The sequence below is a fragment of the Flavobacterium sp. GQ95 genome (genome assembly GCF_059758655.1).
In genome coordinates, this window is the sequence record NZ_JCAXEB010000005.1 from 160,114 (window position 1) to 175,089 (window position 14,976).

Sequence of the window (14,976 nt, forward strand, 5' to 3'; positions counted from 1 at the left end):
AAATGCCTTTCTAAAACCATAAACAAGCCGTTTAAGCTATAAAAGTACGTGTATAAGTACATCTACACCCCTTAAAAAGAAAAAATACAGACCTCTTTTTTTTGTTTTAGATTTATCTTGCAGTACGTTTGGTTCAATTTTATAATCCTAATTGCATCTAAACTCTTTTTAAATTCATTTTATGAAAAAGATTACTACCTGCATTTTAAAATTTATTTTATTTTGTTCAATTTCTTTTAGCGCTGTAGCTCAGGCGCCGGATTTGTATTTTGATCATATAAATTATGATGTAAGTTTTTCTCAAAGCGCCATTTCCAGCATTCATCAAACCAAGAAAGGTTTTATCTGGATCGGAACTGGAAATGGTTTAATTAGTTATGATGGTTACAATTTTTTAAGATATACCTACAATAAAGATGTACTGACCACAATAAGTAATAGTCACATCAATGTGATATTAGAAGACAATCAAAAGCAACTTTGGGTCGGAACCAATAATGGCTTAAACCTGTTCAATAAAAAAGAGAATAATTTTTTAAGAATTGATGTTCTTAAAGTTAAAGGAGGTAGAAACTATATTTCGTCTATCATTCAGGATGACAATAATACCATTTGGGTGGGAACTTTTGGAGGTATCAAACGTCTCAACAAAAAGAAACTTTTATTAGAAGAAATCTCTGCGGATCTCAATTCTCCATTTAGAAAAAGCAGGGTACTTTCTTTGTTTTTTGATCGTAAATATGGCGTGTTAGTTGGTACATCTAAAGGATTAGAATGTTTTGATCCTAAAAACGGATCCCGGAAAAATTTACCAAAAGCCTTAAGCGATAATGCTTCTTTACTTAAATCGAAAATATGGAAAATCGTCAAGGAAAAAAATGGTGATTTATGGTTTGCAACTGAGGCAAATGGAGTATTTCATTATGCTGTGGCGAAAAATTCGGTTACCAATTATCTGGTTGATTTCAGTAGCCGAAAAAGTTTATCTTCAAATTGGATTAATGATATTACAGTTGTAGATAGTAACACAATTTGGTTTGCTACTAAAAATGGCGTTTGCGTTTTTAAGAAGGATAAAAATGAATTTACAACTTACAAACACAATCCGTTAACCAATTACAGCCTTTCTGACGATGATGTGAAATGCTTTCTCAAAGACCGTCATGATGATATCTGGATTGGAACAAATGGAGGTGGAGTCAACTTTTTTCAAAAGACAAATACCAATTTTACAAAAATAAGTGAGGTTATTAAACCGAATTTTGGTCTGAATAATGCATTGGTTAATGCAGTTGCCAAAAGTGCTGACGGTACTTTGTGGGTTGGTACCAATGGCGGAGGCCTGAACCATCTCGATTTCAAAAACAATAGAAATGCTGTTTATTTAATCGATAATTACGATTTTGAAAAGTCGGTTAATATGATAACCTCTTTAGTCCATCAGAATGACCAAAATTTATATTGCGGTACTTTTAAAGGCTTATTTAAGTTTAATAAAATCAGTAAAAACTTTAGTAGAATTCCACTTTCACAGAAAGATTCAAAAGAAAGCGAAAGACCAATAACTTCGCTTTTAATGGATAACGGAGATCTATGGGTGGGTACAAACGGAAATGGGCTTAAAAAAGTAATGCAGGATGGAACCGTTGAAAGTTATATGGCAGATGGCAGCGGAAATTCTATCAGTGATAATTTTATTACAGATATAGCCAACAGAAGCAACGGTTTATGGATTGCAACACAATATGGTTTGAACTTTTTTGATAAAAAATTAAAAAGAGTTACCAAAGTTTTCAAAACAGGGGGAAAGAGTAAATTACCTAATAATAGTCTAACGGTTTTGTTTACTGATTCGAAGAAAAGATTTTGGGTTGGAGCTGAAAGTGGCGGTATTAATTTATTTGACGAAAAATCAGAGCGGTTTTTTGAAATTAATAAAGCAATGGGTTTTACGGATGAAACCATAAAAAGCATTTCAGAAGATTCAGAAGGGAATATTTGGGTCAGCGACAATAATGTATTGTATAAGATCAAAACGAAAAATCTGAAACCGACACCGAATATTTCTGATTTTGAAATAACCTATTATTCCTCAAAAGATGGTTTGAAAGTAAAACAATTCTCCAATAACAGCAGTTTGAAACTGAACAATAGACAACTCGTATTTGGATCTTCAAACGGATTAATTCTTTTTAATCCTTCAAAATTAATTAAAGCGGAGCAAAAAGCAGAAGTAGTATTAACGAAGCTTATCGTAAACAATGAAGAAATAAGACCAGGAAATAAGGATATTCCGTTAGACAATTACATTAGTGAAACTTCAGAAATTACTTTGGGTTACGATCAGGGCTATATAGGGCTTGAATTCAGTGCGATGAACTTTGTAAATCCGGAGAAAAATGAATATGCTTATAAACTGGAAAGTTCTTTTAATAAAGACGATTGGCATACGATAGGCTCTCAGCATTATATCAATTTAACCAATTTAAATTCGGGAACTTATCTTTTAAAAATAAGAACTTCAGATGCCGGAGGAAAATGGAATCCTTCCATCAAAACATTAAAAATTATAATGCTGCCACCGTGGTGGAGAACATGGTGGGCTTATATTTTCTATTTAGGATTATTGGGGGCAGGTTCGGTTTTATTATTTCGCTTTTTTAGAAATCGTGAACTATTAAAACAGGCTTTTTATTTAGAACAGGTAGAGAAGGAGAGACAAGAAGAATTGTATAAAATGAAACTGGATTTTTTCACGAATGTATCCCACGAAATTAGAACTCCATTAACACTGATAAGCGGCCCCGTTGAAGAGCTTTTAAGTGGAGCCGAGAAGGATTCGAATCTGGAACATAAATTAAAAATTATAAAAAACAATTCAGACCGATTACTAAAATTGGTCAATGAATTAATGGATTTTAGAAAGGCGGAAAAAGGCAGCATGAAAATCTATTGTGAGCAACAGGACATTGTTTCCTTCTGTTTTGATATTTATGAGTCTTTCCGTGGCTTTGCAGTAGAGAAAAAGATCGACTACAAATTTGTGCTTAACATCAATTCATTGCCTATCTATTTTGATAAAAACCAAATGGAAAAGGTGATTTATAATTTACTGTCAAATGCTTTTAAATTTACGAGTAAAAATGGCCGTATCACTTTGGCTGTAGAACAAAAAGACGATTCAGATTCCATAGAAATAAAAGTCAAAGACAATGGAATTGGTATTCCGGAAAACAGGAAAAAGAAAATTTTCAAAAACTTTTTTCAGCTGGACGATCGCGGTAGTGCCAATTTGGGAAGCGGAATTGGTTTGGCATTAAGCAAAAGTATAGTTGAACTTCATCATGGAGAAATAAAAGTACAAACCGAAGCAGATGCAAATTTCACTACCATTTTCACCATTACCTTGAAAAAAGGAAAAGATCATTTTAAGAAATCTCAAATAGTTGAAAATGCAGTTGTAATTCCAGAAGCTGCAAGTCCAATTTCTGATGTTAAAACAGAAGTAGATACCTATGAAGCAGAATATTTAGAAGAATCAGAGAACCATACCAAAAAGACAATTTTGGTTGTGGAAGATAATGAAGAGGTATTGTCTTTTATTTTTGACATCTTATATACGGACTACAGAGTATTAAAATTCACCAATGGTCAGGACGCTTTGGATTATATGGACAAGGAGATTCCGGATCTTATTGTTAGCGATGTCATGATGCCGGAAATGGATGGCTTCGAATTATGCAAAATTTTGAAAACAAGTATCAATACCAATCATATTCCGGTTATTTTATTAACGGCTAAATCTTCTACTTTAAACAGAATTGAAGGACTTTCTACCGGAGCGGATTCTTATATTTCAAAACCTTTTAGTATTGAAGAATTGAAACTTACGATTCAGAATTTATTATCTGCCAAAGAAATAATGCGTCAGAAATACGGCGAAAGATTTATTTCAGATTCGGAACAGGAAAACCCGGATACGCCAGAAGGTTTATTCGTAAAAAAACTAACCAGCATAATTGAACAGAACATCGATAATCCAAATTTTGATGTAAATGATTTGGTCAAAGAGATTGGTATGAGCAGAACGGTTCTTTATAAAAAAGTACAAACACTTACGAATCATTCTGTGGCGGGATTTATCAAAAATATGCGATTAAAAAAAGCAGCGGGTTTATTAATGAATACGACTTATTCAGTTGCTGAAATAACCTATATGGTAGGTTTTAGTGATAGAAAACACTTTAGCAAAGAGTTTAAAAAGTTCTATAATCTGTCGCCTACTATTTATAAAAGTTCCCATACGAGTAATACTTAACCGCAAAGTTCGCTAAGGGTTTACGCAAGGTTCGCAAAGTTTATTTACAAAGCTTTGCGAACCTTTTTGTTTATTTCATTGCGCCCTTTGCGTAACCTCTTTTACGCCCGTTGCGGTTAAGTCTCAATCCAATAATTACGTCTCATACAAAATTTAAGGTTTTTATTACGAATACCGTTTTTAAAGACTTAAAAAGATGTTTAATCCTCAAATAAACACGTTCACGCCCCTAAAAACGAATAAATTCCTCCCCTCATACCCTCATTAATTAATCACATTTGCATTGTAAATCACTTACTGATTTATCTAACTAACCAATTTAATATTTTAACAATGAAAAACAACAAACATGTAAAGATGCTTTTTCTTGGAGGGAATTATTTAAAATTAATTCTAATCCTATTCATGTGTGTACTCTCTAACCACATGAGTGCACAAGAAAATTCAATCACAGGAAAAGTAGTTGATAATGCCGGATTGCCCTTACCAGGCGTAAATGTCCATGTTAAAGGAACTACTAAAGGAACACAAACTGATTTTGATGGGAATTTTACTCTTAATGTTGCTTCTAAGAGTACATTAGTTTTCTCTTTCATCGGAATGGATGAAGTTGCTGTTGAAACAGAAAATAAAAGAAATTTAAAAGTGGTTTTAAAACCTGCTTCACAAGCTTTAGACGAAATTGTAGTTGTAGGTTACGGTACCAAAAAGAAAAGTGATGTAATCAGTTCTGTGGCATCGGTTAAACCAAACGACATGCTAAAAGTGGCAACCTCAGATGTTGGAGAGATGTTGAGAGGAAAAGCTGCCGGGGTTCAGGTTACATTAGCTGATGGTGGACCGGGAAGTTCTTCTTCAATCCAAATCAGAGGAAAAAAATCAATTAACGGAAGTAACGAGCCTATTGTAATTGCCGATGGTATAGTTATAGGAAGTATCAATGACATCAATGCCAATGATATTGCTTCTCTGGAAATCCTGAAAGATGCCGCTGCACAATCTATATATGGAGCGAGAGCATCAAACGGTGTGATTTTAATTACAACCAAAAGAGGAAAGACAGGAAAAGCGAGAATTGCTTATAATGGTTTTTCTGGTGTTCAGACTGTAAATAGAAATTTTGACATTTATAGTGGCGAAGAATTTGCCCAATTAAAAAGAGAGGCATACAGAACCAGCAATAACGGAGTTTACAGACCAGACAATCAGGTTTTTTCTCCGCTTGAATTAGAATCTGTTCAATCAGGAAAATACATTGACTGGGAGAAAGATATTATGAGAACAGGTGTTACCAACAACCATAGTATCAGCGTTTCTTCAGGAACGGATAAGTCAAGTATTTTTACCAGTCTTAATTACATCAATACGATTGGGGTAATTCCTAATAGTGACTTTGAAAAAGTTGCCATGAGAATTAACGTGGATCAAAGAGTTACGGACTGGTTGAAAATAGGAATGAACGCTTCGCTTCAGTTTTCGGAATCAAATAGCCCAAATTCAGGGAATGTTTTAAACAATTCTATTTCAAATGATGCGAGGGTTGGGAATATTATAAGCAATTCAATTACAACATCACCACTTGGAAGAATTTATAATGATGATGGTTCGTACCGTCAACTGCCTGGAGGAATACAAGAAACACCAAATCCGTTAATTGATATTTACGAAACGAGATTAAACGAGTTAAACCGAAATGACATTGCTAATATTTTTCTGGATATCAACATTACAAAAGGACTTACTTATAAATTGAACACCAGCAGAAGATCATGGAATTACAAAGGTCTGGCTTTTAATACTTCTAAATCACTTTCTGGGATTGCCAATTCAGGTCAGGGTAGTGGAAGTATTGCATATAAAGACAATGTCGAATATCAGTTGAGTAATATCTTCAATTATAATTTTAAAGTGGCAGAAAAAAATCATTTTGCTGCGACAGCTGTTTACGAAGTAACATCATCTAAGTATAATGATTTTAAAAATACAGCGAGCAGAATACCAAGTGATATTTTGGGAATATATGGTTTAGAAAGTGCTTTCTTAAATACTCCTGAAATTGGAGGAAACGAAAGATCTCTACTTTCTTTCGCTGGAAAATTAGAATATGATTTTGACAACAAATATTATTTCACAGTTTCGGGAAGAGCTGACGGTTCATCTGTATTCGGAAAAAATAATAAATGGGGATATTTCCCTGCAGTCAATGCTGCATGGAATGTTTACAAAGAAGATTTTATAACAGAATATGCACCAGTAATTAGTAACTTAAAATTTAGAGCCAGTTATGGTAAAGTGGGGAATCAGCCTCAAAATCCGTATCAAAGTATGGCTACGGCGAATCAAAGGGATTATATCATCAATGGTGTGAAAGTGTCGGGTTATGTTCCTGGTAATCAATTATCAAATCCCGATTTACGTTGGGAAACTTCAACCCAATTAAATCTTGCTGTAGATTTTGGCTTATTCAAAAACAGATTAAGCGGTACTGTAGAGGTTTATAATACGGACACTTCTGATTTATTAATTTATGAAGCATTAAATGCCAACACAGGTTATACAACCAAATTGTCTAATCTTGGTAAGGTGAACAACAAAGGACTTGAGGTGACCTTGAATGGAGAATTGATCAAAAAGAAAGATTTTAGTCTGAATCTTGGTGCAACTTTCACCAAAAACAAAAACAGTATCAAAAGTATTTACGGTAAGGATGCAAACGGAGATGGAAAAGAAGATGATGCTGTAGGGAATTTATGGTTTATAGGTAAACCAATCGATGTTTATTACCAATATAAAGCAGTTGGAATTTATCAGGTAGGAGAAAATATTCCAGTTGTTACAGGTACGACATTGCTTCCGGGAGATATCAAATTATACGATGCAAATCCTTCAAATGGTGCAAATCCAAATCCGGATGAAGACAGAGTGATCACTTCAAAAATGCCGGATTGGTTCGGAACTGTATCCTTAAGCATGAAATACAAACGTTTCGATTTCTCTGCTGATTTTTATACCGTTCAGGGAATTACGAAAGACAATGCTTATTTATACGGCTATGTTCAGGGAGGATCTTTAAGAGGAGTTAAAAATGGTATCAAACAAAATTACTGGACACCTGAAAATCCGGGTGGAGACTGGCCAAGACCCAGAGACGGTAACGACCCGCCCTATATGTATACATTAGGCTTGCAAGATGCATCTTACATCAGACTTCAAAATGTATCTGCTGGTTTCACTTTGCCTGAAAACACACTCCAATCATTAGGATTGACTAATCTTAGACTTTATATAACAGGAAGTAATCTGGTTACTATTACAGATTTTCAATCCTACAGTCCTGAGAAAAACGTAGGCGATTATCCTGAACCAGTAACTTGTGTTATAGGCTTACAAGTTGGTTTTTAATGGTGCAGTTTAAAACATATAATAAATTAAAAAATAACAAGATTATGAAAAATATAAATTTTCTATTTGTTTTGATATTCCTGTTTTTTCTGGGATTTACTTCATGTGAATCATTTCTGGAAGAAGAAGTAAAGGATCAGATTGCAGTAGATTATATCTACAGTACCCCAGCTGGGTTAGAGGTTGGTGTAAACGCGCTTTATAACCAAATGCGATACTACAATTTACCATCAGGTGATAATAGTGATTTATGGGCCAATGTGTTTTTTATGGTGGCTACTGATTTAGGGTTGCACAGAACCTGGAATACACCTTACGGAACAGGTCATAACCCTGCTGCGTTTACAGGTTCAAAATGGATTCAGGGTTATAAAATTATCGACAGGTGTTCTGCTATTATTACATCTGCAAGATCAGTTAAAATGGATGATGCTGCTAAGAAAAGGCTAGTAGCACAAGCCAGGGTAATCAGAGGTGAATTGTATCTGGACTTAAAACAAATGTATGGCGGAATATTGATTGACACCATACCAACCACTCCGGAAAACATTAATGATGTAGTTGAATACAAAGTAGCCAGTGATGAAGATGTATATAAATTAATTGACGGGGATCTTGATTATGCAATCGCCAATCTTCCTTATAAAGTAGATGCAGGCCGTTATGGTCAGGGCGTGGCAAGACACATTCGCGGAAAAAGTGCCTTATGGCAAAAAGACTGGGCGGGAGCTGCAGCACAATTTGATGCGATTATTAATGACGGAACTCATGCATTAGTCCCATTAGCTGAGGTTTGGGGGCAAAATGGTAATAACAGAGAATCGCTTTTTGCTTATCAAAAAGACTTTTTATTAGGTCCAAACGATAATTTAGCTGGTGGTGGCGGTTCCTGGTTAAGTAGTGTTTTTACACAAAGAACTTACGAATTAAATCCAGGCGAACTAATTCAGGACGTTGCTTATGGCGGACAGGCTTTAGGATGGTTTTATCCTAACAATTACCTGAAATCTCTTTACGATCAGGCCAATGATTTACGATTCAAAACCTACTATTACTCTGATAATTATTTAGATTATAAAATCAATGTTGCAGGAAATCCAAAATTCGGACAACCTATAACTAATCCGGCGATTGCAGCTCCAAATGGTAATTACAGAGCATGGCACTGGAGTTTGAAAAAATACCATGATACAGAAAAACTCCCTATGACTTCAGACAGTTATAAAGATTATATGTATTACAGATTGGCCGAAACTTATTTATTGGGTTCTGAGGCACATCATAATTTAGGTAATGATACAAAGGCACTTCAATACCTGAATAAAGTTAGAAGAAGAGGGTATACCGGAGATCCTGCGAGCACGGTTACGACTTACGATATTACCACCTGGACGCTGAATACCTATTTGGATGAATCAGCGAGAGAATTGGCTTTTGAAAACAACAGATGGTTTTTATTGAAAAGATTGGGGCTATTGGTAGAAAGACAGAATTTATATTTCCGTTCCAGTCCTTCAGGTACTATTACAGGAGAAGTTCCACTAAAGATGACTCCGGCGATGGTGAATATGCCAATTCCGCAAAGTCAGATTGATTTGATGGGAAAACCTGCAGGATTTAATGTAGGCTATTAAGCAAAGAATGTTTTCAAAATAACAACGGATCCTGAACTCAGTTTGGGATCCTTAAAAAAATAATACGATGATAAATAAACAAATTATTTGGGGTGTATTGTTCACTTTGATATTGGCATCCTGCAGCAACGACGAGAAAGTAGTTTTCATTAATGTTGATGATAATCCGGTTAATCCGGTTCCAACTCAGACTTTAAAAGAAAAAGCAAAATTCAAAATTGGTGCGGCCGTTAAAATGAAAGATCTTCAAAGCGAAGTCAATTTTAAAAATGCTGTAGTAAAACATTACAGTCAAATTACAGCAGAGTACGAAATGAAAATGGCAAATATTTGGACTTCTTCAACGGTGTACAACTGGACAGCAGCAGACTATCTGGTAAATTTTGCCAAAGAAAACAATTTAGAAGTCCACGGACATACCTTGATTTGGTATGACTCTTTTCCGGAATGGTTTAAAACAGCAAAGTACGATTCGATTGCATTCGAGGCTAAAGTAAAAGTATATATTACGGATGTGGTGGGACGTTATAAAGGAAAAGTAAAAAGCTGGGATGTAGTCAATGAAGTATTTGCAGATGGCGGTGCTTTAAGAGAAGAAAGCGTTATAAAAACGGTTTTTAAAGATCCAATAGGTTTTTATGGCAGATGTTTTCAATATGCCAGAACTGCAGATCCTGATGCCAAATTGTTTTATAACGATTATAGCGTGGTTATAGATGCCGGAAAAAGAGCTGCGATTAAAAAAATGGTAACCAGATTTAAGGCCAAAGGTTATCCGATTGATGGTTTGGGAGATCAGTTTCATTATGGAAACGACACCAATAAACAAACTATGAAAACAGGTTTTACAGATCTTGCAAGCACGGGATTATTAATTCATATTTCAGAATTAGATATCAAAGTAAATACTGCTAAATCAGATTCCTATGTTTTTTCAGATGCTGAAGCACAAAAACAGTCCGAAACGTATCAGTATATAACGGCGATGTATGAAGAATTGCCTCAAAATCAAAAATTCGCAATTACAACCTGGGGCGTAACGGATAAGTACACCTGGCTTACCGCTTTTTGGAATCCAAAGGAATATCCTTTATTACTAGACAGCGAGTACAATAAGAAACCGGCTTATCAGGGGTTTTTATCGGGGTTGAAATAGAAAATATAGAACATAGAACATAGAATATAGAATATAGAATATAGAGTATAGAGCATAGATAAGAGAATTAAGATGGAAGCAAGATGAAAGAAACAAGAATCAAGATGGATATATAAAGTAAAATCTTTTCTCTTGCCTCTTGTTTCTAAAATCTAAAGTCTATTTTCTATACTCTATATTCTCCAAAACTAAAAAAACATGAAATTATGACAACAAAACTAAATCCTATAGCTAAATTAAATTATTTTGTTTTAGCACTTGCTTTGAGTTTCCTTTCCTGCGACAGCGATGTACGCGAGGTTTATTTATACAATCCTGGAAAACTAGAAGCAACTTCTACTAATACGGCTATTAAAGCGGGTGAAACCGTAACGTATACCGATTCATCAACAAAAGTACGTGCCATAAAATGGACGTTTCAAGGAGGATCGCCGGGTTCTTCGATAGAACCAAATGTTGTCGTTAAATATGCTAAAGGCGGGAGTTATGTTACCACTCTTGAAATCACTTACGTGGATAATCAAATAGCAAAAAAAACATTTAATGTTGCCGTTGAGGCGCCTGCAATTCCCCCGGTTGTTGTGCCGGTTGACGGACTGAAAATTTATTCTGACAATCCTGATTTCACAAAAACAGCTGCCACTTTAAACTGGGTTTCAAGCAATCAATTTGTTATTGCAGACAATCTTGACGGCGGTTACGAAGGTGCTTTTAAAAGCTTCACACTTCCGGCAACGGCACCTGCTACAGAAGCAAAATGGGCGATGGCAATTTTGCAATTTGTTGCCGTTACTGATATTTCATCTTACACTTATTTAAATCTGGCGGTAAGAACAACAAGTACCGGAAAAATCAGATTCAGAATGAAAGATGCCAGCAATACAGGTTACGTCGAATTTGACGCGACAAGCAATTTGTACGGATTAAAAAGAGACGGTAACTGGAATATGGTTAAGATTCCGATCGCAGAATATAAAAAGCAAAATCCATCTTTAGATTTAACCAAAATTAAAGATATACTGGTGTTACGAAGTGTTGATCCGGAAGATGTAAGAGCTTTAAATAATTATACTTTTGGTATTGACCACGTTTATTTATCTAAATAATATTTTGCCCCAAAATTATTTATTGGGACAGTTTTTTCTGTCCCAATATTTTTCAAGAATTGTAATACTAAAATATTAAGTACCCATTTAATGAAACATTCCATTTATGTATTGTTCTGTTTTCTTATAAGCCAAATTCCTATAGCTGCGCAGAATAATATTCAGTATCAAAAAGTCGAAGCCAGACAAAACGCATTAGATCCAAAATGGGTCGCCTACGAAGCAAAAACCGTAGATAAACTTCCTGCCTTTAAAATTAAAAAACAAGAGGCGATTTCTATGTACGGCGGTTGGAAAGTGTGGCAAAAAGAAGCAATTGGTTTTTTCAGAACACAAAAAATAGACAATCGATGGTGGATTATTGATCCCGAAGGTTATCCGTTTATTTATAAAGGAATTGCTGTTTTTAATGCTGGCCGTTCTGTAAACCAGCAAAAAGCGTTTGATAAAAAATACGGAACTCCCGAAAATTGGGTCAAACAGGAATCGCAATTACTACGTAATAACGGATTTAACGGAGTAGGAGCGTGGTCGAATATTGATTTAGTGAGAAAAGCCGAAAACCCGTTGGTGTATACCGTAATTGTTTCTCCAATGGGAAATTATCATGCTGCTCATATTAAAAAATATGGCGGAAAATATAAAGAAGCCAGCTGGCAAAATTACCGTTTTGATTTGGTAATGGTTTTCGACAAAGAATTTGATGCTTATGTAGAAAAAGCGATAGAACCCATTTCCCAATATAAAAATGATAAGTATTTGATGGGTTATTTTACTGATAATGAACTGCCCTGGTATAATGATGCTTTAGATAAACATTTAACTTTGTTAGCCAAAGATGAACAGGGATATATTGCAGCAAAAGAATGGCTGGATAAAAGAAAAGGTTTTAATGCTTCCATTGCAGATGTAACTCAGGAAGATCGTATGGCTTTTACCTCGTTTTATTTTGAAACGTACATGAAGAAAGTCACTACAGCACTTCGTAAAGCAGATCCGAATCATCTGTATTTAGGCTGTCGTTTCAATCAGGATAAAGAACAGGAACTAACGAATCCGGAAATTTTTAAAGTGGCCGGAAAATACATGGACATTGTTTCGATTAACCATTACAGAAAATGGGAGCCGAGTCAGGATTTGATGAACAAGTGGGGAGAATGGTCTGGGAAACCATTTTTAATTACAGAATGGTACACCAAAGCAGAAGATTCGGGATTGCCAAATAATACAGGAGCAGGATGGCTGGTTCGCACACAAAAGGAAAGAGGGCTTTTTTATCAAAATTTCACTTTGGAATTATTGAAAAATAAAAACTCCGTGGGTTGGCATTGGTTTAAATACATGGACAATGATCCTGAAGATTTGAGTACGGATTATTCGAACAGGGATTCTAATAAGGGAATTGTGAACAGCAAGTTTGAGCCTTATTTGCCTTTATTGAAAGAAATGAAAATAATCAATGATAACGCCTATCAATTGACACAATATTTTGATAAAAAATAAGACCAGAATTATAATTAATAAAATGATTTAGAATATGAAAAAAATAATAATGCTATGTTTTACTTTTTTATTTATAGGAAAAACAATAGCACAAGAAGTTCCGTTAGTCTCGAATATTGCATCCAGAAACAATATTAATTTAAATGGAAAATGGAGTTATATAGTAGATCCGTTAGAAAACGGATATTATGATTATCGTCTTATGCCTTTTAAAGACAATGGTTTTTTCCAAAATAAAGCATTTTCAACCTCTGATTTGGTAGAATATAATTTCGCGACTTCAGCAACGATGGATATTCCGTCTGACTGGAATAGTAAAGATGAAAAACTATTTTTTTATGAAGGAACGGTTTGGTTTGAAAAAGACTTCACTTATAAAAAATCTTCAGAAACAAAAGGAATCCTTTATTTTGGCGCTGTTAATTATGATGCAAAAGTGTACGTTAACGGCAAATTTGCAGGAAGTCACGTTGGCGGATACACCCCTTTTAATTTTGATGTAACCAATCTTTTAGTGGATGGCAATAATTTTGTGGTCGTTAAAGTAGACAACAAACGACATAAAGACAATGTTCCAACGGTGAATATGGATTGGTGGAATTATGGCGGAATTACCAGAGATGTTGTATTGGCTAAGGTTTCGAATACTTATATAGAAGATTATTTGGTTCAGTTGGATAAAAAGGATAAAACGAAAATTTCAGGATGGATTAAACTGAATAACGAAACAGCAAATCAATTAGTTTCCATCAATATTCCGGAATTAAAAATCAAGCAAAACATTAGTACTGATGCTAAAGGAATGGCTTATTTTGAAATTAAAACCAAGCCCGTTTTATGGACACCTGAAAAACCAAAATTATATGATGTTTCGATAACGAAAGCCGATGAAAATATTGCCGATAAAATTGGTTTTAGAACAATAGAAACCAAAGGGAAAGAAATTTTGTTAAATGGAAAAAAAGTCTTTTTAAGAGGAATAAGTATTCATGAAGAAGCACCGTTCAGATCAGGAAGAGCCTGGTCAGAAGAAGATGCTGTTACTTTATTGACCTGGGCTAAAGAATTAGGTTGCAATTATGTACGCTTGGCACATTATCCGCATAACGAAAATATGGTAAGACAAGCCGAGAAAATGGGCTTAATGATTTGGTCTGAAGTTCCGGTTTACTGGACAATCTCATGGACAAATCCGGATACTTACGCGAATGCTGAACGCCAATTGCATGACATGGTTTACAGAGATAAAAACCGTTGCGGAATCGTAATCTGGTCCATAGCAAACGAAACGCCACATGGCGATGACAGAGATATTTTCCTGAGTAAATTAGCCAAATATGCCCGCACACAAGATAATTCCCGTTTGATTAGTATGGCTATGGAAGTTACCAAAAGTCCAAACAATACGAATACGCTTCACGATAACATGAATGAATATGTCGATATCGTTAGTTTTAATCAATATTTGGGATGGTACAGAGGAACAAATGAATCTTGTAAAGACATGAAATGGGTAATTCCGTATAACAAACCGGTTATAATCAGCGAATTTGGAGGAGAGGCTTTGCAAGGCAGACATGGAGATAAAACAGAACGATGGACAGAAGAATATCAGGAAGAATTATACAAGCAAAACACTCAAATGTTCAATCACATTGAGGGTTTAGCAGGAGTATCTCCATGGATTTTGGTTGATTTTAGATCACCACGACGCCAACTTCCAAATATTCAGGATTTCTTTAACCGCAAAGGATTAATTTCAAGTGGAGGAATTAAAAAGAAAGCATTTTATGTAATGAAGGATTGGTATACACAAAAAGAGGAAGAATATAAATAAACTTTTTTCTTTGAAAGTAC

The 14,976-nt window shown here is 34.9% G+C and carries 7 protein-coding genes; all 7 read left to right on the forward strand.

The window, feature by feature from the left end:
- The first annotated feature begins 181 nt into the window (after nucleotides 1–181).
- Entirely contained in the window at nucleotides 182–4,318 is a 4,137-nt protein-coding gene (locus AC6CH4_RS11725; RefSeq protein WP_498103172.1) for a hybrid sensor histidine kinase/response regulator transcription factor, read from the forward strand.
- A 426-nt stretch (nucleotides 4,319–4,744) separates the two neighbouring features.
- Nucleotides 4,745–7,720, forward strand: a complete 2,976-nt coding sequence (locus AC6CH4_RS11730; RefSeq protein WP_498103174.1) for a SusC/RagA family TonB-linked outer membrane protein — start codon at nucleotides 4,745–4,747, stop codon at nucleotides 7,718–7,720.
- 44 nt (nucleotides 7,721–7,764) lie between these two features.
- Nucleotides 7,765–9,354, forward strand: coding sequence for a RagB/SusD family nutrient uptake outer membrane protein (locus tag AC6CH4_RS11735; RefSeq protein WP_498103176.1), 1,590 nt, complete (start codon nucleotides 7,765–7,767; stop codon nucleotides 9,352–9,354).
- Nucleotides 9,355–9,421: 67 nt separating this feature from the next.
- The gene (locus AC6CH4_RS11740; protein ID WP_498103178.1) at nucleotides 9,422–10,510 is read left to right on the forward strand and encodes an endo-1,4-beta-xylanase; all 1,089 of its coding nucleotides are present in this window, start codon (nucleotides 9,422–9,424) and stop codon (nucleotides 10,508–10,510) included.
- Between the two features lie 206 nt (nucleotides 10,511–10,716).
- Nucleotides 10,717–11,616 (forward strand): PKD domain-containing protein, encoded by a 900-nt coding sequence (locus tag AC6CH4_RS11745; protein WP_498103180.1) that lies wholly within the window; start codon nucleotides 10,717–10,719, stop codon nucleotides 11,614–11,616.
- 90 nt (nucleotides 11,617–11,706) lie between these two features.
- Nucleotides 11,707–13,119, forward strand: a complete 1,413-nt coding sequence (locus tag AC6CH4_RS11750; RefSeq protein WP_498103182.1) for a hypothetical protein — start codon at nucleotides 11,707–11,709, stop codon at nucleotides 13,117–13,119.
- A 34-nt stretch (nucleotides 13,120–13,153) separates the two neighbouring features.
- Nucleotides 13,154–14,956 carry a glycoside hydrolase family 2 protein gene (locus AC6CH4_RS11755; protein WP_498103184.1) on the forward strand — a complete coding sequence of 601 codons (1,803 nt, stop codon included), beginning with the start codon at nucleotides 13,154–13,156 and terminating at the stop codon, nucleotides 14,954–14,956.
- Nucleotides 14,957–14,976: the final 20 nt, after the last annotated feature.

Excerpts from the sequence above, each read along its gene's own strand:
- AC6CH4_RS11725 (WP_498103172.1), top strand. The coding sequence starts at position 182 with ATGAAAAAGATTACTACCTGCATTTTAAAATTTATTTTATTTTGTTCA.
- AC6CH4_RS11730 (WP_498103174.1), top strand. The coding sequence starts at position 4,745 with ATGAGTGCACAAGAAAATTCAATCACAGGAAAAGTAGTTGATAATGCC.
- AC6CH4_RS11735 (WP_498103176.1), top strand. The coding sequence starts at position 7,765 with ATGAAAAATATAAATTTTCTATTTGTTTTGATATTCCTGTTTTTTCTG.
- AC6CH4_RS11740 (WP_498103178.1), top strand. The coding sequence starts at position 9,422 with ATGATAAATAAACAAATTATTTGGGGTGTATTGTTCACTTTGATATTG.
- AC6CH4_RS11745 (WP_498103180.1), top strand. The coding sequence starts at position 10,717 with ATGACAACAAAACTAAATCCTATAGCTAAATTAAATTATTTTGTTTTA.
- AC6CH4_RS11750 (WP_498103182.1), top strand. The coding sequence starts at position 11,707 with ATGAAACATTCCATTTATGTATTGTTCTGTTTTCTTATAAGCCAAATT.
- AC6CH4_RS11755 (WP_498103184.1), top strand. The coding sequence starts at position 13,154 with ATGAAAAAAATAATAATGCTATGTTTTACTTTTTTATTTATAGGAAAA.